The 26,462-nt window shown below is 42.3% G+C and carries 21 protein-coding genes; 13 read left to right on the forward strand and 8 right to left on the reverse strand.

The annotated features are described in order from the left end of the window. The first annotated feature begins 72 nt into the window (after window positions 1–72). From BLU33_RS06725 to BLU33_RS06735, 3 genes are all read left to right on the forward strand, one after another. Entirely contained in the window at window positions 73–2,181 is a 2,109-nt protein-coding gene (locus BLU33_RS06725; protein WP_091370579.1) for an LruC domain-containing protein, read from the forward strand. A 117-nt stretch (window positions 2,182–2,298) separates the two neighbouring features. Further along, window positions 2,299–3,450, forward strand: a complete 1,152-nt coding sequence (locus tag BLU33_RS06730) for an exo-alpha-sialidase (RefSeq protein WP_091370581.1) — start codon at window positions 2,299–2,301, stop codon at window positions 3,448–3,450. Between the two features lie 223 nt (window positions 3,451–3,673). Continuing rightward, window positions 3,674–4,243, forward strand: coding sequence for an RNA polymerase sigma-70 factor (locus BLU33_RS06735; protein ID WP_091370583.1), 570 nt, complete (start codon window positions 3,674–3,676; stop codon window positions 4,241–4,243). Between the two features lie 8 nt (window positions 4,244–4,251). On the opposite strand, the gene BLU33_RS06740 is transcribed toward BLU33_RS06735, so the two are convergent. Further along, a complete protein-coding gene (locus BLU33_RS06740; protein ID WP_091380279.1) occupies window positions 4,252–4,812 on the reverse strand; it encodes a dihydrofolate reductase family protein in 561 nt (186 codons plus the stop codon). Between the two features lie 199 nt (window positions 4,813–5,011). Beyond that, a complete protein-coding gene (locus BLU33_RS06745) occupies window positions 5,012–7,402 on the reverse strand; it encodes an ABC transporter permease (RefSeq protein ID WP_091370584.1) in 2,391 nt (796 codons plus the stop codon). A gap of 298 nt (window positions 7,403–7,700) precedes the next feature. Between BLU33_RS06745 and BLU33_RS06750 the strand changes: the two genes are divergently transcribed. The 6 genes from BLU33_RS06750 to BLU33_RS06775 all read left to right on the forward strand — a co-directional run bounded on the left by BLU33_RS06750 (window position 7,701) and on the right by BLU33_RS06775 (window position 20,277). After that, a complete protein-coding gene (locus BLU33_RS06750; protein ID WP_091370586.1) occupies window positions 7,701–8,825 on the forward strand; it encodes a FecR family protein in 1,125 nt (374 codons plus the stop codon). 287 nt (window positions 8,826–9,112) lie between these two features. After that, on the forward strand, window positions 9,113–12,547 hold the full coding sequence (locus tag BLU33_RS06755; protein WP_172829223.1) for a SusC/RagA family TonB-linked outer membrane protein: 3,435 nt from the start codon (window positions 9,113–9,115) through the stop codon (window positions 12,545–12,547). Between the two features lie 20 nt (window positions 12,548–12,567). Then, complete coding sequence (locus tag BLU33_RS06760; protein WP_091370590.1) at window positions 12,568–14,043, forward strand: SusD/RagB family nutrient-binding outer membrane lipoprotein; 1,476 nt, start codon at window positions 12,568–12,570, stop codon at window positions 14,041–14,043. 319 nt (window positions 14,044–14,362) lie between these two features. Beyond that, window positions 14,363–16,669 carry a family 20 glycosylhydrolase gene (locus tag BLU33_RS06765; RefSeq protein WP_091370592.1) on the forward strand — a complete coding sequence of 769 codons (2,307 nt, stop codon included), beginning with the start codon at window positions 14,363–14,365 and terminating at the stop codon, window positions 16,667–16,669. Window positions 16,670–16,676: 7 nt separating this feature from the next. Then, window positions 16,677–18,800 carry an alpha-L-fucosidase gene (locus BLU33_RS06770; RefSeq protein ID WP_091370594.1) on the forward strand — a complete coding sequence of 708 codons (2,124 nt, stop codon included), beginning with the start codon at window positions 16,677–16,679 and terminating at the stop codon, window positions 18,798–18,800. A 40-nt stretch (window positions 18,801–18,840) separates the two neighbouring features. Beyond that, window positions 18,841–20,277: an alpha-L-fucosidase gene (locus tag BLU33_RS06775; protein ID WP_091370595.1), complete on the forward strand. Its 1,437-nt coding sequence runs from the start codon at window positions 18,841–18,843 to the stop codon at window positions 20,275–20,277. Window positions 20,278–20,575: 298 nt separating this feature from the next. Here the strand turns inward: BLU33_RS06775 and BLU33_RS06785 are convergent, their stop codons facing one another. The 6 genes from BLU33_RS06785 to BLU33_RS06810 form a co-directional block, all read right to left on the reverse strand. Then, complete coding sequence (locus tag BLU33_RS06785; RefSeq protein WP_157682068.1) at window positions 20,576–21,037, reverse strand: SRPBCC family protein; 462 nt, start codon at window positions 21,035–21,037, stop codon at window positions 20,576–20,578. Next, entirely contained in the window at window positions 21,015–21,506 is a 492-nt protein-coding gene (locus BLU33_RS06790; protein ID WP_091370600.1) for an SRPBCC family protein, read from the reverse strand. Before BLU33_RS06790 ends, BLU33_RS06785 begins: the two co-directional genes overlap by 23 nt. Before the next feature lie 12 nt (window positions 21,507–21,518). Further along, complete coding sequence (locus tag BLU33_RS06795) at window positions 21,519–21,842, reverse strand: ArsR/SmtB family transcription factor (protein WP_091370602.1); 324 nt, start codon at window positions 21,840–21,842, stop codon at window positions 21,519–21,521. After that, window positions 21,823–22,275, reverse strand: coding sequence for an SRPBCC family protein (locus BLU33_RS06800; RefSeq protein ID WP_091370604.1), 453 nt, complete (start codon window positions 22,273–22,275; stop codon window positions 21,823–21,825). The genes BLU33_RS06795 and BLU33_RS06800 overlap by 20 nt, the downstream gene beginning before the upstream one ends. Window positions 22,276–22,563: 288 nt before the next feature. Continuing rightward, window positions 22,564–23,052 carry an SRPBCC family protein gene (locus BLU33_RS06805; protein WP_091370606.1) on the reverse strand — a complete coding sequence of 163 codons (489 nt, stop codon included), beginning with the start codon at window positions 23,050–23,052 and terminating at the stop codon, window positions 22,564–22,566. 12 nt (window positions 23,053–23,064) lie between these two features. Then, on the reverse strand, window positions 23,065–23,370 hold the full coding sequence (locus BLU33_RS06810) for an ArsR/SmtB family transcription factor (RefSeq protein ID WP_091370607.1): 306 nt from the start codon (window positions 23,368–23,370) through the stop codon (window positions 23,065–23,067). 175 nt (window positions 23,371–23,545) lie between these two features. On the opposite strand from BLU33_RS06810, the gene BLU33_RS06815 reads away from it, so the two are divergent. The 4 genes from BLU33_RS06815 (at window position 23,546) to BLU33_RS06830 (ending at window position 26,447) form a co-directional block, all read left to right on the forward strand. Next, window positions 23,546–24,163, forward strand: a complete 618-nt coding sequence (locus BLU33_RS06815; protein WP_091370609.1) for a TetR/AcrR family transcriptional regulator — start codon at window positions 23,546–23,548, stop codon at window positions 24,161–24,163. A 73-nt stretch (window positions 24,164–24,236) separates the two neighbouring features. Further along, window positions 24,237–25,514, forward strand: a complete 1,278-nt coding sequence (locus BLU33_RS06820) for an MFS transporter (RefSeq protein WP_091370611.1) — start codon at window positions 24,237–24,239, stop codon at window positions 25,512–25,514. 37 nt (window positions 25,515–25,551) lie between these two features. After that, window positions 25,552–25,860 carry a hypothetical protein gene (locus tag BLU33_RS06825; protein ID WP_091370613.1) on the forward strand — a complete coding sequence of 103 codons (309 nt, stop codon included), beginning with the start codon at window positions 25,552–25,554 and terminating at the stop codon, window positions 25,858–25,860. Between the two features lie 26 nt (window positions 25,861–25,886). Next, window positions 25,887–26,447 carry a cysteine hydrolase family protein gene (locus BLU33_RS06830; RefSeq protein WP_091370614.1) on the forward strand — a complete coding sequence of 187 codons (561 nt, stop codon included), beginning with the start codon at window positions 25,887–25,889 and terminating at the stop codon, window positions 26,445–26,447. The last annotated feature ends 15 nt before the right edge of the window (window positions 26,448–26,462 follow it).

Here is a 26,462-nt window from a genome sequence, read left to right on the forward strand (position 1 = left end):
TTTTTGAAACTTTTTTTAAATAAATGCGTATAATAACTTTCCTATTAATTAATTAACATAAACTAATAAAACATGATAAAACTTTACACGGGGCTGTTCTTACTATGCTTGGCAGGGCTGATATCCTGCAAAAAAAGCAGTGATAATTCTAAAAAGGGCAGTCAACCCGTAGTGAAGATAGCGCCTGACGGTTTTAATTATGCCACCGCCAGGAACGTTAAATTGAATTTAACACTACAATCACCTACAGGCCAGGCGTTGAGCGGCATAGTAGTAAGCGTATACAGGCCGGATAGTACGGCAGCAACCAATGCCATCTTTAAAGGCACAACAGATAAAAATGGAAACCTTACGGCTACCATTAGTGTGCCTACATCTATTAATTCATTAATTATAGATCCGGCGTATCTTGGTTTAATGCATAATGCCCACGCCAATATTAATGCTAATGCAATTACCGCATCATTAGGCGGATCGGCAGGTTATAGCGGTGATATTGTTCCGGATGCTCTGCCTACTTCAGGTTCAGGCTCGGGTACTGCTTTAAATTTAATGCATACGGCCAGTGTTGTCAACGGATCAACTACCTATAGCTATCCTTCACCATATACAGCAACTTCAAATGCGGTTTTAAATACCCTGCAATTTCCGGCTACTGAAGGCGTTCCCAAATACCTGGTAACATCTGATGTGGTCAGTTCGACCTTATTATCCTATGTAAATGCCTCTCTTCCTGAGGGCAAGCCGGTAACAACCACGCACCCTAACTATCTTTCAAGCACTGCAGTTTCCACACTTAATGTTACTGCAACAGCTGATGTATGGGTAACCTTTGTTGCCGAAGGGGCAGGGAATTTAAATAGTTTGGCTTATTATACTTATCCTACCGGCACACCGCCAGCAAGCACTGCCGACATTAAAACAGCAACACTTATATTTCCCAATGCTTCGGGGCTTGGTTCAGGAGGAGGGCTGCTGGCTGGCGATAAAGTTAAATTAGGTACATTTCCTGCCGGCACCTCCATTGGGTTTATATTGCTTGCTTACGCGTGGACAGGATTGGGGGTAGATGTAACAACTCCCAAATATTATTCAACAGATGCTTTAAACCCGGAAACCACTGTCAGCTTGCAAAAGCATACCGTAGTGTTATATGATAGCGCAGACAACCTGACCCTGATAGGATTTGAAGACACGAACAGGCAAACCGGTGGTTCGGATAATGACTTTAACGATGTAGTTTTTTATGCTACGTCAAACCCTGTTACAGCTATATCCAATACGAATATACCGCCTATAGCCAAACCTCTGGATACAGATGGCGATGGTGTTCCTGATGCTTCTGACGCGTTTCCTAATGATCCGACCCGTGCTTATATCACTTATTATCCTTCGCAAACCGGTTTCGCCAGTATTGCATTTGAAGATAACTGGCCATCAAAAGGCGATTATGATATGAATGACCTGGTGCTGAACTATCGTTATACGTTTGTTAGCAACGCACAAAACCAGGTAGTAACCCTTCAGGCTGATTATAATGTAGCGGCGGCCGGGGCATCCTTTAAAAATGGGTTTGGTCTGCAACTACCTGTCGCAGCTTCGGCTGTACAATCTGTTACCGGCCAGCTATTTAAAAACACTTACATAACTTTAGCATCGAACGGGGTAGAAGCGGGACAAAGCAAAGCTGTTATTATACCTTTTGATAATACTGATGCCATGATCAATAATCCCGATTTCTCTTTCTTTGTGAATACCGAAAACTCAAAAAGCAAGGTCACTGGTATAACATCTTCGGTACTGGTTACGTTTACAACGCCAATTGCGCAGTCGACTCTTGATGTATCTACATTTAATCCGTTCCTGATCAGTAATGGAAGGCGTACCTATGAAGTACACTTACCGGGTTATGCGCCAACTGATAAGGCAGATACCAAGCTATTTGGTACCAATGACGATGCTTCAGTACCATCACAGGGTAAATATTATCTCTCAAATGCCAATTGGCCATGGGCGATCAATTATACCACGCCGTTTGTTTACCCGATTGAAGGTATAAATATCACCAATGCCTACCTGCACTTTGCAGATTGGGCGGGTTCGGCCGGTGCGTCCTATACTGATTGGTATAGTAATACGGCTGATGGCTATCGCAATAATGACAACCTATACCTTAAATAACAAGCCATATTTTTTAGTAAAGCCGCCGCATTATCCGGCGGCTTTATTATTTATACCTATTGGCCTTTACTTTATTAGTTGGAACTATTAATTTAGCAGTATCCCTATTAAATTTATATGACTATAAGATACCTGGTATTTGGCTTTGCCATCACTTTATGCAATTTGGCAAATGCCCAGCAAGCTGCAATCCGCAATAATTATAAGGATGAAAAAGGTTTACCCCATTTAAAAATTGAACGTGAAATGATTTATACGCCAGGAAATAGCTGGCTGTATAATCACCACGCGGCAATTATTGAATTTAAAGGGAAACTGATCGCCACATGGTCAAACGGATTGGTGGATGAAGATTCGCCGGGACAGCGGGTTGTTTTTTCTGTGTCAAGTGATTTTGAACACTGGTCGGCACCCGGTATAATAGCCGAGCCCGAAAAAGCTGCGAACGGTATGCAGAAAGTGCTTACCGCAGCAGGCCTGTACAAGTATAATGGCAAGCTGGTAGCCTATTATGGCGAATATGAAAAAGACAGAACGCATACGCATTTATGGGCAAAAACAAGCACTGATGGTGAGCATTGGAGCAGCCCTATTGATATGCACATCCCCTTAATCCCTAATCATGGGCCCGAGGCGATAAAAAATGGCAGACTTATCATCAGCGGTAATTTCAGTTTTCCTTATACTGATGATCCTACCGGCATTTCCGGCTGGAAAATGACCAGTTTTTACCTGGATTCATTGTATAAGCAGGATAATTCTGCAGCCTTTTATAAACCGGCAGAAAAATTGGGTTTGCCGCCGCTTTGCGAAGGTTCATTTTTTCAGACCGATGATAACATTATACATATGCTGTTACGTGTAACAGGTAAAGGTTGGAAGGGTAAACTGTGGCTTACCGAAAGTAAGGATAATGGTACATCATGGTCGAGGCCGGTTGAAACCGCGTTTACTGATAATGACAGTAAATTTCATTTTGGCCGCCTGCCTGATAAGCGTTATTATTATGTAGGGATACCTGATACACTGCACCATTATGACCGTAACCCGCTGGTGCTGGCAATTTCAGCAGATGGCAGGTCCTTTAATAAGCAATATATTATTGCAGATGAATTATACCAGTTAAAAACTAAAGGTTTATACAAAGGCGGCCAGTACGGTTACCCGCATACCGTCATTTGGAACGGTTATATGTATGTGATCATCTCCCGCCAAAAGGAAGCTATTGAAGTGATCCGCTTTAAACTCGATCAATTAAAGGGGCTTTAACGGGAATATGATTAATATAAGAAATGTTATATTTTTTTACAGAAATTAAATAAAAAAGACCTTTTTTATACTTATCTAACTATATTATTAGCTATGGAAGTGTACGACGTACACTTTGAAAATATTATTTCTCGTAAAAAAAATGATACAAGTGTTGATAAGACAATAAAATAAAATCCTTAATATTGGTTTAATATTTTATGTTCGATTAGTTAACAGTTAAATGTCCGGGTATAATTCCTATAGCGATGATGAATTAATTATCCTCCTTAAAGAGGGTGATTTGAATGCTTTTACAGCTATTCATAACCGGTATTATGGTGTTTTATATAGTCACGCTTATAAACGGCTGGCAGATAGGGAAGAAGTTAAAGATATTTTACAAGAACTTTTTACCTGTATCTGGAATAATAGAGAATCCCTTATTTTTAATGTTAACCTGCAGGCCTATTTATATACCGCTGTACGGAACAGGATATTGAATGTTTATAAGCATCAGAAAATAAAATCAGACTACGTAGCATCATTCGAAAGCTTTTTGGTAAACAATGAGCCTACTCCCGACGAAACCCTGCGGATAAAAGAATTGATTGCCCTTGTTGATGCTGAAGTTCAATCATTGCCTGCAAAAATGCGGCTTATATTCGAAATGAGCAGAAATTCCCACCTTTCGCACAGTGAAATAGCCGAACAATTAAACATCAGCCCCCTTACCGTAAAAAAGCAGGTGAATAACTCGCTTAAGGTACTGCGCCTTAAATTAGGCACTCATTTTTTTATGCTGTTTTTGTAATTTTTCGCTCATTGTTTCAAGTACCGAAGCGCAACACTCCCCGACTTAAAAACCGTTGACTCCACAAGTTTTAATTGTAATTTCTCTTGCAGGTTTATACCATCAAACAAGCGCCTCCCTTCTCCTATAACTATCGGGTGAACCACAATATGATATTCATCAATCAAACCAAGTTCTGCAAGTTGTGAAGGAATGTTTACACCACCGGTTAAAATATTTTTGCCTTGTTCTTGTTTCAATTTAAGTACTTCGTCTTGAAGGCCCGTACGAACAATTTTCGTTTTATTTCCTTCAGGGCTGTCTAATGATTGTGAGAAAACAATGATTTTGTCGACGGCGTCAAATGCCTGGGCAAATTCGATATCTTCTTTTCTATCCCCGGAAGGATTTTTCACCACATCGGGCCAATAAGGAACCATCAATTGGTAAGTTTTACGCCCGTAGAGGAATGTGTCAGCATCTCGTGTGAGGTGCATGAAATACTCCATTGTTTCTTCATCGGGATAGAATTTGATATGGTCGCAGCAACCATCTAAGGTGGTGTTGATTGCATAAATTACATTTCTCATTTGATTAGTTTTAGTTTTGATTTTTCTGATCTGTTTTGCAGCGTAAAGATCAAAAATAAAATACTGCGTCCATCGCGGTGAGGGCGATCCGCGACAAAAAAAGGGGTGTTTAAGCCAAAGGCTATATCTCATCTAAAGTGATAAAAACAGTCTTACGAAAAGAGAAAATGTCATTATTCACAGCTGATCATACACATAGCTACTCGCTTCGCAAGCTTTTAACCGGATTAGCCAATGCAGCGCGGATGCTTTGATAGCTGACGGTTGCCAACGTGATTAATACCGCACCAACGCCAGTCAGCGCGAAAATCCACCAGGACAATTGGGCGTGATAGGTGTAGTGGCTGAGCCAGCTATGCATTACGTAATAAGATACAGGTGTAGCGATCAGGATGGCGATAACGATCAATACGACAAAATCCTTGGATAATAAGCTCCATAATCCAATAACGGTAGCGCCAAGTACCTTACGTACGCCGATCTCTTTGACCCGCTGTTCCGCCATAAAGGAGGCCATCCCGAACAGGCCCAGGCAACTGATGAAAATGGCTAATGCCGCAAATGCAGAGGCTAGCTTACCTACCCGTTCTTCATCAGTAAATTTTTGGGCGTACGCATCATCAACGAACTGGTAAGAAAAGGGTACTGAGGGCATATATCGCTGGCAAATGCCGGCTATCTTGCTGATCGCTTCATGGCTGCTCATGGCAGGATTGATCCGCAGGATCATGGAATCAAAGTTAGTGTCGCCAATATAAAAAATAGTTTGCTTGGCGGGCTCATAAGGCGAACCCATCACCATATCCCTTACCACGCCGATGACTTTATAAACCTTGTTATTCTTTCCGAAGTTAAGATTTTGACCTACAGGGTCTTTCAATCCCATGTATTTTACTGCCGTCTCATTCAGCACAACGGCCGAAGAATCCGTCAGGAACCTCGTTGAGAAATCCCTGCCAGCTATAAACTGCCAGCCTACAGTCTTTCCATACGCTGTCGTAACGCGGATATTCGCAAAGTCCACTGCCAGTGCCGGATCCTTCCCTGTCCAACTCACATCGTAGCGGTTATTATAAACTGCGGTGGCTGGGCTCGACGAGCGGGTCATTTCTTTCACTGCTCCGGAACCGATCATATCCTGACGCAACGCACCAAACTGATTTCCTAATATGTGGTCGTTCGTCTCAATGTTAACCAGTCCGGCCCTGGTATAGCCAACGGGACGGTCCTGTGCGAACTTTACCTGCCTGAAAACAACGATGGTGCCCACAATCAAAATAATGGAAACGGTGAATTGAGTGACCACTAATACCTTTCGGGGGATAGCCGCCATGGGGCCTGCTTTGAACGTTCCTTTTAACACCTTTACCGGGTTAAAGGAGGAAAGATATAAGGCCGGGTAACTGCCGGCAATGATCCCGGTTAACAAGGTAAATCCCAGGCCCGCCAGCCAAAAATAAGGGGTGGTCCAAAACGCAGGCATTTCCTTGCCCGCCAGCTCGTTGAAAGCGGGAAGGCCTAACTTGATCAGGAACAAGGAAAGGCCGAAGGCCAGCAACGCAGTTAGTAAAGATTCGGTGTAAAATTGAGCGATGAGCTGCCCGCGGACGGATCCTACAGCTTTGCGGATACCTACTTCCTTCGCCCTTTTCTCACTGCGCGCGGTACTTAAATTCATGAAGTTGATACAGGCTAATAATAGCACAAATACGCCGACGATTGCAAAGAGCCAGACATATTGTATGGCGCCGCCGGTATTGACGCCATTCTTAAATTCTTCATACAAATGCCAATTACGCATGGGCTGCAAAAACAGGTCCGGGTTCGTCTTTGCTTCAGACGGGCCGCCATTCTTCGCTTTAATATCCCTGATCTTTGCTGAGAGTTCCTGTATATTCACGTTATTCGCCACCTGTACAAATACATGAAACGAGTCTTCCCCCCAATCTGTGCCGGCTCTTTTCAGCCAGTCCTGTGTCGCCGTAAAATAGCCCCAGGACACCATGTACATCAATTTATGAAAAGTGGTATTCACCGGCAGGTCCTCATAGACACCGGATACCGCGAGGCTCCCTTGTTCATCGAACCGGATTACCTTTCCAAGCGGATCGGTATGGCCAAATAAAGCTACTGCGGCAGATCTTGAAAGGAGAATGGAGGATGCCCCGTTCAGGGAATTTCGCGATCCCTTGATCATTTTCAGCGTAAACATCTCCGGGATTTCAGGCGTGACATACGTGCCGGGCAATGCTACTTTCTTTTCACCGGTAGCGAGTATATGGCTCCCGGTCCAAAAAGTTACGCCCGTGTGTTTAAAATTGCTGGCGAAATCTCTCCGTAGCATTTCCTCTACAGGCAAAGAGGTGGCCACTTGCGTGGTGACCGTTCCGTTGAAGGTCTTGTTTTGCATGACCTGCGCCAACCGGTTATAATTTTCATGGTACTGGTCAAATGATAACTCGCCTGCTATCCAAATGCCGATCAACAGCGCGACCGTCATACCCACTGCAAGTCCACCAATATTAATGAAGGAAGACGCTTTGTTTTTGATCGGGTTACGCCAGGCGACCTTTAGATGATTTTTTATCATGATACAAAAGTTGATGAATTATGGTAAAATAATAAATAACATGCCATGCTAATAACAATCTCATAATTAATGCTTTATAGGCGAAAAGATCCGTACCAAGTGTACGGTAATGAACAGTGTAGTTCGTTTTTAATCCAGTCCGTGTATAGAAGATCAATGGTCGCGGCAAAAAATGTATGATCAGCTGTGAATAATGACAGAAAAATCACATTCTTTTAAAGTATTTCTTTTTCATCTACTCCCACCGCCATTTACAGTTGTATAGGTTATAATTAGGATCCTTATCCTCAAGACTATTATGCAGCTGAAAGAAATAGAACAATTACTGGAAAAATATAATAAGGGCGAAGCCACCCCTGCGGAGAACGCGTTGATTGAATCGTGGTACCTTACCTATAGGAACGATGGCCCCGGCGCATCGCACCAGCAATTGGAGGAAGACCAGGAAGACAGCCTGAACAAATTATTATTCCAGATAAATTCCACAACAAAAACATCATATACCAGGGCTTTTGCAATTGCAGCATCGCTACTTGTGTTTGTTACTGCGGGTGTTTTGATGTTTATGCATCATCAGGCCAAAAAACAACAATTTGTTGTGCTTGCAAAGCCGGTCAAAAATGACCTGGCTCCCGGTGGCAATAAGGCTATACTAACCCTTGCAAATGGCAGTACCGTTGTATTAACAGATGCTAAAAACGGCAAACTTGCCAGTCAGGGGGGGATAGTGGTCAGCAAAACAGCCGATGGGCAGGTTAAATATGCAGGTGCGGGCACTTCATCAAACACTTTAGTATATAACATGGCCACTACGCCAAAAGGAGGGCAGTACCAGTTTATTTTGTCTGATGGTACTAAAGTGTGGTTAAACTCAGCATCATCCATAAAATACCCTGTTAATTTTATTGGTAACGAACGCAAAGTTGAACTTACCGGCGAAGCTTACTTTGAAGTGGCGCATAATGCTGCGAAACCATTCAGGGTAGTATCAAGCGGGCAAACGGTTGAGGTTTTGGGCACGCATTTTAATATAAATGCTTATGCTGATGAAAGCGCAGTGAAAACAACGTTGCTGCAGGGTAGTGTAAAAGTATCATCAGCTGGCGGCAGCAGTGTTATAAAACCGGGTGAACAGGCGCAGTTTAACAACGGTAAAATAAATGTAGTAAGCGGGGTTGACCTTGATGCGGCCGTAGCCTGGAAAAATGGCCTGTTTTATTTTGAAGATAGCAACATACAGGAAGTAATGCGCCAGTTTGCGCGCTGGTACGATGTTGATGTTAAGTACGAAGGGGAATTGTCCTCAAGGCACTTTGCCGGCGAAATACCGCGCAATATAAATGCGTCACAAATGCTGGATATACTCAGCTTTAAGAAAATACACTACAAGCTACAGGGTAAAACAATTATTGTAATGCCTTAACAATCAAAAACTAACTAAATTAAAAACTATTAAAAAAGAAAAATATGAAGAAAAATTAACTCACTCCCGGTAGGCTCCGGCCTCCTTTCATGCGGTTAATTCAAAAAAAAAACGCACCCCGACGGCAATCGGAATGCGTGTAATATCTGAGTTAACCCTTACCGTAAAACGGAAATAAGTTTAGTGTCTCTCTAACTATCTGTTAACCCAAACTCAACAAAAGTATGAAATTAAATGCTTTTTCTACAGTCATGCATAAACCGTGGCTGAAAAAAATCTCATTGATCATGAAACTGACCACCCTAATTATATTAGTTGCTCTATTGCAGTGCAGTGCCAGGGGATTTAGTCAGAAAATCAATTTGAATGAAACAAATACCCCTCTTAAAAAAGTACTGCAACAAATTAATAAACAAACCGGATATGCTTTTTTCTACGATTCAAAAGATGTAGCAAACAAAAGTGTTAGCGTGCAATTAAAAGATGCATCGGTTGAGGAAGCATTGAGCAAATGCTTGCAAAACCAGGACTTGTCTTACAAAATTATAGCTAAAACAATTGTATTACAGCAAGAAGATCAGGTTACTAAAAGCTCAGGCATGGCACCGGCACCTATCGTTATTAAAGGTAAGGTTACTGATGATAAAAATGAGACCTTACCCGGTGTAACTATAAAGCTGAAAAATGGTACGGCATCAACCGTAACCGACATTAACGGTAACTTTAGCATTAGTGTACCCGATGATAAGGCCATACTGGTTTTTACCTACATTGGCTTTACCCCGCAGGAATTACCGGCAAGCGCGAGTAGTGCAATGGTGGTAAAATTATTACCCGCCTCTAATAGCCTTGATGCTGTTGTTGTAACAGCATTGGGCATAAAAAAAGAAGAAAAACGCATAGGTTACTCTATCACACAGGTTAGCGGCGAAGAAGTATCCACTACCCGCGAACCTACATTTGTTAACGCTTTAGCAGGTAAGGTAGCAGGTTTGGTAGTTCAAAGCCCGCCCAATGGCGATGGTGGCTCATCAAGGGTTATCCTGCGTGGTTATTCCTCTTTCTCGGGATCAAATCAGCCTTTATATGTTATTGATGGTGTGCCCATTAACAGCAATACCCGTGAAAATACAGATGACCAGGGCAAGGTATACGGTGGTTCCGATCCCGGCGATGGCTTAAACTCTATCAATCCGGATGATATTGAAACCATCAGTATATTAAAAGGAGCTTCGGCGGCTGCACTTTATGGCGGCGGCGCGCAAGCAGGCGTTATCCTCATCACCACAAAAAAAGGTAAAAAAGGCGCAGGAGTTGGTGTCACCTTTAACAGCAATACTGTTTTTGAAAAAATGATACCCTATGATAACCTGCAAACAGAGTATGGTCGTGGTTATTATGGCAGGATCTATACCGCTGCCGATGATACCGTAAGCTTCTTTTACGGCGGGTTGGGCAATAACTCTGGCGACCCTCCGGGATGGTCATGGGGGGCGAAAATTGAAGGCCAGCCATTTTTAGATATTGATGGCAAAACAAAGCCATATGTACTGCAAAGTGCGGCTGAAAACTTCGACAGGTTTTATAAGATTGGTATCACATCAACCAATAGCGTTGCTTTAACCAAAGGCTATGATGATGGCTCGTACCGTATATCACTTTCTGATACAAGGGACGATTCACCTACACCGGGCGAAGGATATGAGCGCTATAATGCTGTGTTTAATTTAAACCAGGATTTCGGCAAGCGTTTTCACACCAGCTTTAAAGTTGACCTTTCAAGAGTATTGCGTTTAAATGCACCACTTGAGCGTGGCGACGGGCGTGGATCAATGGGTCAAAGCTATCCGCGTATAGCTAACACTACCGATATTACGCTGTTGGATGCAAAGGATGCTAGCGGTAACTTCCTGTCAACCTATACTGCCAACCCTTATGTGCAGATAGAAAAAGTAAAGAACGACCAAACACAAAATCGTGTATTAACTTCGGCTAACCTTACTTATGATATTACCGATCATTTGCATGCCAACGTAATAACAGGTTTGGATTATATCAATACCGATGGTGTATTTGCGGTATTCCCCAATAATGTAACCAATAACAGCGGTATTTATCAAACCTCAACATATCAGCAACAAAGAACTGACGTGCGCGGTACATTGAATTATGATACCAAGTTCAGGGATTTCTCACTAACTGTTTTAGCCGGTGTTGAGTCTCAAAACGCGAGTCAATACTCATTGACCATGGGCGGTTCAAATTTTATTGATCCAAGCCAGTTAAATTTCAGTAATTTAAAAACTGTGAATCTGCCTACGGAGCTTCATAGCCCGCGTTCTGAAACAAATTCTGTTTTTGCTCAGGCTGATCTGGGGTATAAGAATTATTTATTCTTAGAGGTTACCGGCCGTAACGACTGGTATTCAGCCCTTACATCAAACTTATCCAATTCTAAAAATTACCTGGCTTACCCATCGGCAAACTTAAGCTATGTGTTTAGTGATGCGCTGCATATCGATCCTAAAATATTATCATTCGGTAAGTTAAGGGCCGCCTTTGGCCAAACAGGCAGTAACCCTACACCACAACGTACCGATCTTACATTTACTTCACAGGGCGCGCTAAATGGTATTCCATTAAGCGAAGTAACCAACAGTGCTGCTCCGCCGGCAAGCTTAAAGCCTGAAGTAACTACAGAATCAGAGATTGGTACAGAGTTAAAGTTTTTTGGCAATCGCTTATCACTTGATGCGGATTACTACTACAAAAAATCAGATAATTTCCTGTTGCCGATAACTATCAGTAACAGTACCACTTTTAGCTCGGTATATGTAAATGCTGGTAATATGTACGATAAAGGTTTTGAAGTATTACTAGCAGGTACGCCTATAAAAACCCGTGATTTTAACTGGGATGTAAGCTTTAACGCCGCTAAAAATAAAAATATGGTTACCGCGCTTGCACCGGGCCTTGGTACAGGTATCGATCTGTATTATAACATCGAGGCAAGGGTAGGTTACCCATTAGGTTCTATATTTGGTTCGACTTACCAAAGGGCGCCAAACGGGCAAATAGTTTACCAGCTTGAAAACTCACAAACCGGCGACTCAGGTACACCTAACTCCGTTATTATTGCTAAAAACAGCGGCGATAATTACCTGGGTACAGCTAACCCTGATTGGTCGGGCGGTATAACCAATACATTTACCTATAAAGATTTCTCTTTCAGCTTCCTGATTGATGGCCAATTTGGCGGCCAGGTTTACGAGGCTGACGCGATATGGACAAATTATTTCGGTAATTCAAAAGCTTCACTTTTGGGTCGCGATGGTACCTACATACCAAATGGTGTAATTAACACGGGGACCGCGTCTGCACCGGTATATGTAAAAAATACATTACCTTACAGCTCATACATCCAGTTTAATGATAACGGAAATGCGGATAAGATCATCAATCAATCAAACGTATTCAGCAGGACCTTTATTAAATTCCGCCAGGTATCATTAGCCTATAAAATTCCTAAGAGTATACTGCGTAACACCTTTATCAGGTCAGCTACTTTCTCACTTATCGGGCGTAACCTTTTCTACATCAGAAAAGACCTGCCTACGTTTGATCCGGAAGCATCTGACAGTATAGGTACCGGTTTTGGTTATGATAGCGGAGGTTCGCCAACCAGCCGTACCTATGGGTTTAACTTAAATATAAGTTTTTAACATAAAGGAGGAAAATAATCATGAAAAATATAACTTATAAATTTTTATCTTTTCTTCTTGTAACTGCCTTAGCAACAAGTTGTACAAAGAATTTTGAAAAGATCAACTCAAACCCTGATGCTACCACAACAGTATCTTCAGCAGCGCTTTTGTCTGATGCGCTTGTAAGAACAAGTACAGTTGATATGGAGAGCCGTTTTAATTATTGCCATGCGTTTATGCAATACGGGTATAGCTCGTTTTGGTCGGGTACTACTTATGTAATATCAGATGGTCCCGCTTCATCACTATGGAATAATTTTTACACCCCTGTATTAACCAGTCTCGACTATTTGATAAATCAAACTAAAAATGATGCTACACAGGCAAGCACTTACGCTGCTGCCCGTATATGGCGTGTATTTATTTTTCAAAAGCTAACCGATTTTTATGGCGATATTCCTTACAGCCAATCGGGTTTAGCTTTAACAGATAAAGTATATACCCCTGTTTATGACAAACAGCAGCAAATATATGCCAGCTTAATAACCGAACTAAGGGCATCAATAGCTTTGTTGGCTGCAAACAGTTCACAAACTGTACAGGGCGACCAATTTTATAGCGGAAGTGCATCACAATGGAAAAAATTGGGGGCATCGTTACTGTTAAAGGTAGGTATGCGCTTAATTAAGATTGACCCCACGCAAGCATCATCATTGGCTAAAGAAGCAGTGGCCGACGGGGTAATGACCAGCAATGCTGATATGCCTGTGTTAAACCACAGCACCACCTTCGCTAACGGTATTTATACCGTGGTTGAGGATGGTGTTGAGCATTTCTTTTTACATAAAACACTGGTATCGGAAATGCAGAATGCAGATGACCCGCGCTTACCTATTTACGGAGCTGTTTACAGTGCACCAGTTTCACAAGGCGGGGTAATTACTGATGATATGCCGGCTGATTTTATTGGTTACAGCTTCTCGAGCAGCGATCCGCAGCCAACGGTGCGGATAAATGCTTCAGTTTTTGGCCAGCAGGCTACGCCGTTCTTTGACTATCAGTATGCCGAAGTTGCATTTTTAGAAGCAGAAGCTGTTGTGCGAGGTTACATCACCGGCGATGCGAATACTTTTTATACTGCAGGTGTAACAGGCCAAATGCAATCACTGGCTTTGTTGCCAACCACCCCAACCATAACCACTGCGCAGATCACCGCTTACCTCACTCAAAACCCACTTCCTGCTACGGCTGAAGCCCAGATAGAAAGGATCAATACAGAATACTGGCTGGCGGCTTTTGCTTTTGATGGGGAAGATGAATACGCCAACTGGCGCCGTACAGGTTACCCGGTGCTAACAGCTAATCCGGGTAGTGTTTCAAAAACTATTCCACGTAAAATGGTATATCCGCAAAGCGAATTTAATTTGAATAATGCCAACGTAAATGCAGCGCTTGCAGCATACGGAAACCAAAATACATTTAACTCCTCAGCCATTGTTTGGTGGGATAAATAATAAAAATTGTTTGGCTGGAAGCATAACCGGTGAATGCCGGTATGCTTTCACTAAGCAATAATGAAGATGATATGAACCTGGTTGTTTTTATCGATTCATTGAAAATACTAACTATGATTAGAATTGGTTAGTTTAGTTTAGTTTGTATTAAGTTGTACATAGCCCGGGCGGGCCCGGGCTATGTTTTTTAGAAAGACCAGGCACAGGCTTGATGCTAAAATATGTTATTGCATAGCTAATTATATTGATGAAAAAGCGGGTGTTTACCTCTAACTTGCCTCATGATTTTGTTTAAAGATTTTGAGAATAATTAATAATAATGAAGATAAAACATACGATTACCCTTTCATTGTTTTTGGCGATAATTTTTGTAAGTATTTGTGCCAAAGCCCAGCAAGCAGTTGTAAAATATCCAATAATACCTTATCCAACATCTTTGACACCCGCAAGCGGGAATTTTATTATAACTCCGGCTACGCGCATAGTTGTACCGGGCAATCACCTGTTTACTAACGAAGCGGTTATGCTCAACAGGCTTTTTGCCAATAGCTTTGGTAAAGCGCTTCAAAAAAGTACACAACCTGTAAATCATTCCATATTATTAAAATATGATGCAGCTATTATAGCTGATGAAGGCTATACGCTTTCTATATCCCCAAAACAGATAACAATTGCTGCCAGGACACCCTCGGGTATGTTTATGGCGGTACAAACTATAAGGCAATTACTGCCAGCCAATGTTGAACTTGCAAACGCGATACCGCTTAAAAGCCTGTCGCTGCCGGCTGTTGAAATAAAGGATGAGCCTGCATATGCCTGGCGCGGTATGCACCTTGATGTGTCTCGACATTTCTTTTCTATCGCCTATCTTAAAAAATTCATTAATGTAATGGCGCTTTACAAAATGAATAAGCTGCATTTACATTTAACGGATGACCAGGGCTGGCGCATCGAAATAAAAAAGTATCCCAAGCTAACCGAAGAAGGCGCATGGCGCACATTTGATAAAAATGATTCGGCATGTATGAAACGTGCTCCTGATAACCCTGATTTTGCTCTCGATACGGAACATATCATCCATAAAAATGGGAAAACCCTGTATGGCGGTTTTTATACCCAGCAGGAAATGAAGGGACTGGTGGCATATGCGGCGGCAAGGCATATAGATATTATCCCCGAAATTGATATGCCCGGCCATATGATGGCGGCTATAAATGCTTATCCTTTTTTAACCTGTAATGGCGAAAATAAATGGGGTGATTTATTCAGCAGACCCATCTGCCCATGTAATGAAAGTACTTTTGAGTTTGCTGAGAATGTATTCAGCGAGATCATGGATATTTTCCCATCTAAATATATCCACATAGGGGGCGATGAAGTTGACCGCAGTGACTGGGCAAAATCTGATGCTTGTAAAGCGTTAATGAAGCGTGAGGGAATAAAAGATTTGCCTGCACTGCAAAGTTATTTTATAAACCGGATGGAGGTTTTCTTCAATCAGCACGGCAGGAAAATGATAGGCTGGGACGAAATACTGGAAGGTGGGGTAAGCAAAACAGCCATTATTATGTACTGGCGCGGCTGGGTGCCTGATGCTCCCGTAAAGGCAGCTAAGCTTGGTAATAAAGTAATTATGACACCGGGTAGCCCTTTATATTTTGATGCAATACCTGATAAAAATTCTATCCCGGCGGTTTATAATTTTAATATTATCCCTAAAGGGCTCACAGATGCTGAAGGCAAGAATATTATTGGTGCGCAGGCGAATATCTGGACAGAAAATATCCCCTCTGAAAAACGTGCCGATTACATGTATATGCCCCGTATGACTGCACTGGCAGAGGTGCTATGGACTAATCATCCAGATTATGATTCCTACTTACAGCGTTTGGATGATCAATATGCCCGGCTGGATATATTGAATGTTCATTACCGTTTGCCTGATTTGTCGGGTTTCCTGCAATCAAACGTATTTACTGATCAGGATACCTTATCGGTAAGCAGTCCGTTGCCGTATTTAAGCATCAGGTATACTACCGATGGCACTTTGCCGGTTGCCAACTCAACTTTATTAAGTAAGCCGCTTATTATCACCCAATCACAACGGATACGTTTAGCGGCATTTAAACCCGATGGCACGCATGGCGATGTATATAATTTACAATATGACAAACAAAGCCTTGCTGAACCTGAAACCGTTGCCCATGTAAGTGATGGACTAATCTGCCGGGATTATAAGCAGTTTTATAAACTGGCGGCTTTAATACCCGATACCAAGGCCGATACCACTTTTATAGCAAAAACCATAAGCGTACCCCAATTTGCCGAAGCACCGGCTTTCGGCTTGAAATACCGGGGGTATCTGGATGTTCCGCAGGATGGTATTTATAGTTTTTATTTAACCTGTGATGATGGTGGTACTTTAAAAATTGCAAGCAGGGAAGTGGTTGATAATGATGGCCTGCACTCTGCCATTGAAAAGAACGGGCAGATAGCTTTGAAGAAGGGCTTGCATAACATTGCGCTTGATTTTATTGAAGGTGGCGGCGGCTATACTCTGAAATTGAAATACAGCTTAAACGGATCAGCACCGCAGGATATCCCGGCGCAATGGCTTAAAAATTAATAGTATAATGAAGAAGTTAGCACTGGTTTTATTATTGGTAATTACATTTTCAACTGCTTTTGCGCAGGCCCCACCCAAACCCTACGGCGCTTTGCCTGCCCCAAGGCAACTCAACTGGCAGGAAACGGATATGTATTGCATTATCCATTTCAGCGTAGCCACTTATACCGATAAGGAATGGGGGTATGGCGATGAGGATCCGCAGATATTCAATCCTAAACATTTTAATGCCTTACAAATAGTAGGGGCGGCGAAAGCAGGTGGGTTTAAAGGAATAGTGGTAGTAGCCAAGCACCATGATGGCTTTTGCCTGTGGCCCACAAAAACTACGGAACACAATATTAGCAAAAGCCCCTGGAAAGACGGCAAAGGCGATATTGTTAGGGAATATCAGATGGCCTGCCAAAAGCTGAGGATGAAAATGGGCGTTTATTGCTCGCCATGGGACAGGAACAACCCGCTTTATGGTAAGCCTGAATATTTAACTGATATATACCAAAAGCAATTAAAGGAATTATATGCCAATTATGGCCCGCTGTTTATGTCGTGGCATGATGGCGCTAACGGGGGAGATGGTTATTATGGCGGCGAACGCAAAGCACGTACTATTGACCGCTCAACTTATTACGATTGGAAAAATACCTGGGGTATTACCCGCAAAATGCAGCCCGGCGCTTGTATTTTCGGCGATGTTGGGCCCGATGTACGCTGGGTAGGTAATGAGGAGGGCCATGCGGGCGAAACCTATTGGGCAACCTATACGCCCGAAGCTCCCGATGCCGGTAAAGAACCCGCTAATGGCTATTCGCGGTATGAAACAGCTACCGAGGGTATACGTAACGGTAAATATTGGATGCCTGCTGAATGTGATGTACCTATGCGGAATGGATGGTTCTATCATCAATCGCAGGATGGGCAAAGCAAATCGCCTTATACGTTATTTGACCTATATTATAAAAGCGTAGGCCGTGGCGCTTGTCTGGATCTTGGCTTATCTCCGGATAAGGATGGGGAACTCAGTGATGAGGATGTTAATATATTAAAGCAATTTGGGCAACTGGTAAAGCAAACTTTCGCGGTTAATTTAGCCGCTGGTGCAAGTTTTAAAGCCAGCAATATCAGGGGTGGCAATGCCGCTAAATTTGGTCCGGCGTTTTTGCTGGATCAGAGCCGCTACACCTATTGGGCAACCGATGACAACGTTACCAAACCAAGGCTAGTGATTGACCTGCATCAACCAAAAACATTCAATGTTATCCGCTTGCGCGAAAACATAAAGCTGGGGCAGCGTATTGAAGGCGCGGCCGTTGATGCCTGGATGAATGGTGAATGGAAGGAAATAGCCACGGTAAGCAGCATAGGCGCAAACCGCCTTATCCGTTTACCAAATAATATTACAGCAAGTAAGGTAAGGCTGCGGATCACGGCATCGCCGGTATGTATAGCTTTAAGCGATTTCGGCTTGTTTAAGGAGCCTGTGCATCTTACTGCACCGCTAATCAGCAGGGATAAAGATGGGACTGTGGTTATCAGCACCAGCGCGCCGGTTGCCTCTGTTCATTATACAATTGATGGAACGGAGCCAACTTTGCAAACACCTCTATATTCAAAGCCTTTTTCGCTGATTAATGGCGGTATTATTAAAGCCCGTGGCTTTGAAGCTAAGCAAGCAAGCGAAATAGATACTAAAGAATTTGATCTTTCAAAATCAGGATGGAAAGTTGTCGGTACAAATCCTAAAAATGGTAATGAACCATCAAATGCCATAGATGAAAATGTGAATACTGTTTGGAACACCTTGTCAAAAGACTCAACCCAAACCATCAATTATCCGCAGGAAATAAGTATTGATATGGGGACTACTCAAACTATCAAAGCATTCACTTATCTGCCGCGCCAGGATAAAACAGCTAATGGTATTGCCGATAAGTATGCGTTTTATACAAGTAACGATGGCATCAACTGGCAGCAGGCAGCCACAGGAGAGTTTTCAAATATCAGATCGAATCCTGTTGAGCAGCTTATCCCATTGGCGCAGCCGGTTAGTTGCCGTTACTTTAAATTTGCAGTATTGCATGTGGTTGGCGGCAATGGTGTTGCAGTGGCCGAGTTGGGCTTAAAAGTTAAATAATAATAGCCGGATAACCGGGATTGAACATACATTATTACAAATGAAAAAAAGTATTTTACCTCTTTTGCTGCTTGTTACGGGCAGCTTGTTTGCCCAGCAGCATAATATGTCGAAAAGCTACGTGCCGCCTACAGACTCACTGGTACAGCAAAAATTAAATAAATGGGAGGACCTGAAATTCGGCCTGTTTATGCATTGGGGTACTTACAGTCAGTGGGGTGTAGTTGAAAGCTGGAGCATATGCCCCGAAGATGAAGGCTGGACACAGCGCAAAGGCCCCTATGGTGCGGATTACTATACCTATAAAAAGGCCTACGAGAATTTGCAGACAACATTCAATCCAACGCATTTCGAACCGGAAAAGTGGGTGAAGGCCGCCAAAAATGCTGGTATGAAGTATGTGATCTTCACTACCAAACACCACGATGGCTTTAGTATGTTTGATACCAAGCAGACTGATTATAAAATAACCAGCCCAAAAACTCCGTTCTCAACAAATCCAAGGAGCAATGTAACCAAGGAAATCTTTAACGCGTTCAGCAAGGAGAATTTTATGATCGGGGCCTATTTCTCAAAACCCGACTGGCACTCTAATGATTATTGGTGGTCGTATTTTCCGCCTAAGGACAGGAACGTAAATTATGACCCAGCTAAATACCCTGAACGCTGGCAGAAATTTAAGGATTACACCTATAACCAGATCCAGGAATTAATGACCGGTTATGGCAAGGTTGATATTTTATGGTTAGATGGGGGATGGGTAAGACCTAAAAGCACGATTGATTCAGGTGTTGACTGGCAGAAAACCATTCCTTATGATCAGGATATTGACATGCCTAAAATTGCTGCTATGGCACGTACCAAACAACCTGGCTTGATCGTAGTTGACCGCACAGTTGCCGGGCAATATGAAAACTACACCACACCGGAACAGCAGGTGCCTGATAAACCTTTAGATCATCCGTGGGAAAGCTGTATTACTATGGGTAACTCATGGAGTTATGTGCCTGGCGATCATTACAAATCGGCACAGGAAATTATTACTTTATTGGTTAAGATCGTATCGCGGGGTGGTAATTTGCTGATGAATATTGGTCCGGGCCCTGACGGAGATTGGGATCCCGTAGCTTACAGCAGACTAAACGAAATAGGTGACTGGATAAAAATAAATGGCGAAGGCATATACGGAACGGAACCGGTAGCACCATACTCCGAGCAAAATATATTTTATACCAAATTAAAAAGCTCGAATACGATTTATGCTTTCTTGTTGTCGGCTACGGATAGTGTTCCTTTGCCTGCAAGTATCTCTTTTCATTTAGCAGGTATTAAGAAGGTCAAAAAGATCAGCTTGCTTGGACTTGATAAGAGCTTAAAATATACGTTTGCTGGCGATAGTGTAAAAGTATCCATACCAACAGCTTTGCAAGCCAGCAATAAATTATTGCATACGGCTACGTTTAAAATTCAATATTGATTCCTGGAGTAATCGACACAAAAAACGGCTTTAACTATTATGTTAAGGCCGTTTTTGTTTGTGTGAAATCCATAAGTGTTCGGAAGGTTAAAAAAGGAGCATCAGCCTTGTGCGATTCCCGCCCTGGGGCGGGGAAGGGTGGGGTTTAACAGCTTATTTGGTGTATAAACCCCTCCCTGCCACTTCACATCCAACCACACCCCTCCCGTGGGGAGGGAATTAAAAACAGAAATGTAATTTTCCAAATACCTATGGTCTGAAATCATAAAGAGCTGACTGTCGCCTTTAAATATGGTGTTCATTTTCCTGTTGTGAGGTAAGCCTGTAAGCTCAATATAAAATAATCCCAGGCGGGTTTGCATACATCGTAGCATTCAAAACTTTTATTCAGTCCTTCGTGGTGCAGCGTTAATGTTGTGCTTTTGCCGTTATCTGTTATCGTCCATATTAATTTAGTGCCTATCCATTCATCTCTTTTTGTCAGGTTCGGCACGTCGATATAAGCTTTTAGGCATAGCCATGTTACTTGCTGATCGGGAATCGCTTCGATTGCTTCAAAGGTTTTTTTCGTCTCGTCAAAAGCGATCTTATACTGATCGCCTTTTTTGGCTGCTGCTCCCGAGTAATCATTGCTCCACCAATCCGGGATATGTTGGGTAAGAGCAGCGTAAACTTCATCTGCTGGTTTGTTTACGGTAATGCTTTTTTTTGATAATCTTTCATGTTGTTCTATTGCATTAAGCCAAATTCCATTTTTCAACCATTTGAGCATCGAAGCTATCATTCTCTTTAGAACTTGGTTGCCCTTTGCCGGTAGTGATCAAATCGCGTAAGCTTTCCTGTATATAATTGGTCCATGCTTCACGGCAGATCTCATAGCATTCATATTGAGGTACCAAACCTTCATGCGTGAATTTTATGGCTGTTTTACCATCTTTTTGCGAAATATCAAAGATGACCTTAGTGCCTTTCCATTCACTTTTATCTTCCGTAAATTTGAAATAATTGTCCAGCACCAGCCAAACCACTTTCTGGCCGGGGATCATCTCTATCAGTTTTATTTTACAGTAATGAATATCTTTATAATGATAGAGATATTCATCATTATGTTTATCTGTACCACCCTCAATATTTTCTGACCACCATCCGCGAACATTATTGATAGCGCCATATGCTTCTTTCGGGCTTTGATCTACCACAAGGGTGGTAGTGAAATTTGATGTTGTCATTTTCCTCGGTTTTTAGTTTGTCAATTTGTTGTTTAACAGTGTTTCCAGGTTTTTCAGTTTCGATATCCAGAATCCATCAAAATACGAGATCCATTTTCGCAGTTCATTAAAGCCGTCCTGTTTAAGGGTGCAATAGCGTTCCCGTCCAATATCCTGGATAGAAATAAAGCCCGCCGAGTACAATATTTTAATGTGCTTTGATACAGCGGGTCGGCTCATGTCGAAGTTCTCAGCCAGGCTGTTGATGGTTAGGCTGTCCTCAGTGAGCAGCATCAGCATCTTCCTCCGGCTGGGGTCGGCAATTACCTGGAAGGTATCAAGCGTTGGTTGAGCCATGTTCCACAGTGTTTAAATGATTAGCGATCTTGTGCATATTCTTGAGCCAGCCCTCATTCATACCGTTAAACAATCCAATGTTTTCCATAATTGCAAAATTGCCATGCTCCAGCACAAGTTCAGTGCCGTTATCTTTGGGATGTAACCGCCATATGACTACTGAATCAATATTGTAGGTGCCATCCCCCGGCCCGGATTTCCATGAATAGGAAAGCTTTTTATGGGGATCGATCTCCAATACACGGCAATGGACAACTCCATCGAAATTAAGATCAGGTATTGGTTTTACGCGAAATTGAAAATCGTGGCCTATAACTGGTTTGAAATCGTTTTTCATCAGCCAGAGTTCCATTAGCTCAGGGCTGGTCAAATATTCCCATACCGCCTTTGGGGGATGTGAGAAGAAAAGTTGGTGATTAATGCTTTTACTCATAATAGGTAACTTTTAAGTTACTCAAATATATGGGTAACTTCTGAGTTACGCAAATATATTTTCAAAAAAAAATAAATGAGAGAATAGGAGCGGTAACCACTATGTTGAATGATAGTAGGGCGTTGCCTCCGGCCCGGGCTGTTCAGGGCTGCGCTTCGCTCCGGCCCTTCTTCGTCGGGCTAAACCCTTACCATCCCTAACGCAAACTTCTTACGCTATTTCAAAAAATAAAAGGCTTGCCCGTATATGCTACGGGCAAGCCTTTATAAGAGAAATAAACTCCGGTAATTATTTAGCTGCTAATAATTCTTCCAGGTTGTCAAGGCCCATGCTAAAGCCGCCTTCAAAGCCCATTTCAATAATCTTTTGCATGCCTTCTTCGGTATTAAAGGAGAGCGTAACATCAACTATGGTGTTTTCTCCATCTGCTTTAAACCGGTTAAACCAATGCATCGGTGGCGTACCATCGGTGGGATTTCCATGCTCATCGCAGAAAACGCAGGTTGCGCTAAAGCTATTTTGAGCGTCAACTGTTTTAATATCTACCCGCGACCAAAACTGTTCACCGTTTTGCCCGAGCATATAATAATGCCATAAACCACCTTCTCTAAAATCCATTGTTTTAGTTACTGCTTTCCAGGGTTTGGGTGCCCACCACTTATCTAATAGATCCCTTTCGGTCCATGCTTTCCAAACTTTTTCAAGTGGCGCCTTGAAGGTGCGGGTAACGTTTAGCTTTTTGTTAGCCAGATCTTTTGAAATTACTGTGTTGTTCATGATTTTTGTTTTTTATAGATCCTTTAATATATCATCTAACTGGTCGAAACGATCTTTCCATTGCTTGCGGAACTGATCGAGCCATATGTCTATTTCTTTTATCTTTTGAAGGTTTGCATGATAATAAATTTCGCGCCCGCTTTGTTTTTGTTTTACAACTTCACATTCGGTAAGTATTTTAATATGCTTTGATACAGCCTGTCGTGTACTGTCAAAGTGCTGGGCCAGGGCATTTGGCGTCATGGCTTGTAAGGCCAGTAAGCTAAGTATGGCGCGTCGGGTAGGGTCGGCAATGGCCTGAAAAATATCTCTTCTCATTTTAAATACAACTATTTGGTTGCAAATATAAATGCAACTATTCGGTTGTGCAAATTTATTTTTTATTTTTCTTTCAATTTTGCAGAATTATTGAGAAAATAAACTTTTCGACAAAATTTGTTTAATTGTTTAAAAGATATTATCTTTGCATCGCAATTAATAGTCAAATACACAAATGTCAGTCATAGAGCAAACCAAAGAAGAACTTATGGAGGAGCAGATTCTGCAGGCAGCTAAACAGCTGTTCCAGGCTCATGGCTTTCGTAAGGTAACTATGGATGACGTGGCTAAAGCCATCGGCAAGGGGCGCAGCTCGCTTTATTATTACTATAAAAGTAAGGAGGAAGTGCTTGAGGCAGTGATGGATGTGGAGATAAGAGATTTACTAAATGCTATTGCCAAAGGGGTAGAGAGCGCAACCACAACCGAAGAGAAGATCCATGCCTTTTGTGCAACCAAGCTAAATGTAATACGCGATAGAAGAAGTTTTTTTAGCACCATAAATACCGGTATGGATGCTGATGAAATGTCGAATTATAACAAAGCAGCACAAGGTATTCACAGGCGGATCATGAAACAGGAAGGCGCTTTGCTTCATCAGATCTTAAATAATGGTATTGAAAAAGGCGAGGTGCGTGCAATGAATGAAAAGGAGCAGGAATCATTTATTTATGTTCTACTGAGTACCGTACATGGTTTAAAACGTGAAATGGCTATTGAAAGTGATTATAGCGGGATAGAATCCGCCGTAAACGCGTTTACACAAATGGTTATGCACGGACTAAAAAAATAAAAAATTTTACCTTAATTTCGACAAAATGACGAATAGTGTCGAATTGTTTAATTGGAAATTATAGATAGAGATAATGAATACAGATAAGATAATAAGTACGTTCCGTGCATTCCGAAGTCGTAACTATAGCTTGTTTTTCGCCGGGCAGTCTATCTCGCAGATAGGTACCTGGATGCAGCGTACAGGTGTAAGCTGGATGGTTTATACCATGACGCATTCGGCATTTATGCTGGGCCTTACCGTATTTGCCTCGCAGTTCCCATCGTTTCTTTTCTCATTGTTAGGTGGTATCGCGTCAGACAGGTATAACCGTTATAAGGTATTGCTCATCACCCAAACAGCTTCAATGATACAGGCTGTATTACTGGCCGTATTAGTCCTGATAAATCACTATACTGTTTGGGAAATACTTGCGCTTAGCGTGGTACTTGGTATTGTTAATGCATTTGATGTACCTGCAAGGCAGCCGCTCATACACGAAATGGTGACCGATAAAGCCGACCTGCCCAATGCCTTAGCGCTCAATTCATCCATGGTAAATATAGCCAGGTTGGTGGGCCCCGCATTATCAGGCATTATACTGGTAAAATATGGCGCGGGAGCTTGTTTTCTTATCAATGCAATAAGTTTTATAGCGGTGATCATTTCTTTGCTGTTAATGAAACTGCCGGCATATATCCCGCCTTCAATAACAAAGAAAGTAGGATCTGAACTGGTTGAAGGTTTTGTTTATCTCAAAAATACTCCTTCAATAAGTGTGATGATGCTAATGTTGGGCTTAATAAGTCTGCTGATATTGCCTTATAATACGCTGTTACCTGTATTTGCCAAGGTTATTTTTAAGGGTGATGCCGCTACCTTTGGGTACATCAATAGTTTTATAGGTTTGGGCGCAGTGGCTGGCTCGGTATTCCTGGCATCGTTAAAACCTAATGCCGATCTTAAAATAGTGCTGCTCATCAATTCTATCATCTTTGGTATTTGCCTTATATTTTTCTCGCATATCAGCTATTTCCCACTGGCTATGTTATTTGCCGCTTTATCTGGTTTTGGCATGATGTCGCAAACTACAATCTTCATTACCATCATACAGGTGGAATCAGACAAAGCAATGCGGGGCAGGGTAATGAGCTATGTGGCGATGGCCTATTTTGGGATGTTGCCTATCGGTAGTTTGCTTATTGGCGCTATATCGCAGCAGATAGGGGCACCAAACGCCATACTTTGTCAGGGCATAATATCACTGATAATAGTTGCCGCGTTTTATAAATTTCTGACCAGCGGGCGTCGTGGTAGAGCTAACGCGGAACAGCTAAAGGAGGCTGAAGAGATGGAAATAGAACAAGTTTAATTAACATAAAATCATATAACTTTTTAAATTTTTTATTATGGAATGGTATAATTATTTCGCTGGTTTTTGGGCAGGAGCGTTCCTGGCCAATTTTGTGCCGCATTTTGTAAAGGGTGTTTCGGGTGATGCGTTTCCAACGCCTTTTGCCAAACCGCCGGGTAAAGGCTTGTCAACCCCAATAGTAAATGTGGTATGGGGCCTGTTTAATTTGGTGGTAGGCTTCTTGCTTTTCAGAACAAGCAAGGTTTCTGCGGATAATAACCTGTCATTAATCGTGTTTTTTGCAGGCGTGGTGTTCTTGAGCATTGTGTGTGCAAGAAACTTTGTGAATAAGGATAAAATATAAAAATCAAAAATAATCGTCATAAAAAAATGGAACAGACACAAAACACTGCTCTTTTAGTAATTGATCTGCAGGTTGGTATACTTGCCATGTTGCCTGATAGCGGAGCGCTTATTCCCAATACCGCTAAGGCAATAGCCAGTGCCCGCGAAAAGAAGATCCCTGTTATTTATGTAACAGTTGGTTTCAGGCCGGGAGCACCCGAAGTTAGTTTAAACAACAAAAGCTTTGGAGCAGGTAAGGAAAGATTTGCAAGCATGGATATGGCCGAATTTACTAAAGTTCTTCCCGAACTGGAGCCAATGGAAGGTGAGGTTACTATGATAAAACGCCGTGTGAGCGCTTTTACAGGTAACGATCTGGAAGTGGTTTTAAGGGCGCAGGGTATTCAGCACATGGTGCTTACCGGTGTTGCTACCAGCGGAGCTATATTATCAACCGTGCGCGAAGCGGCTGATAAAGATTACCGCATTACCGTATTAGCAGATTGCTGTGCTGATGGTGATGAAGAAGTACACAGGGTGCTTACTACCAAAGTTTTCCCACGCCAGGCAGATGTGCTTACCGTGGAAGAATGGAGTAAATTATAAATAAGACAGACACAT

Origin of the sequence: Mucilaginibacter mallensis (genome assembly GCF_900105165.1) — a bacterium.
Classification (GTDB): domain Bacteria; phylum Bacteroidota; class Bacteroidia; order Sphingobacteriales; family Sphingobacteriaceae; genus Mucilaginibacter; species Mucilaginibacter mallensis.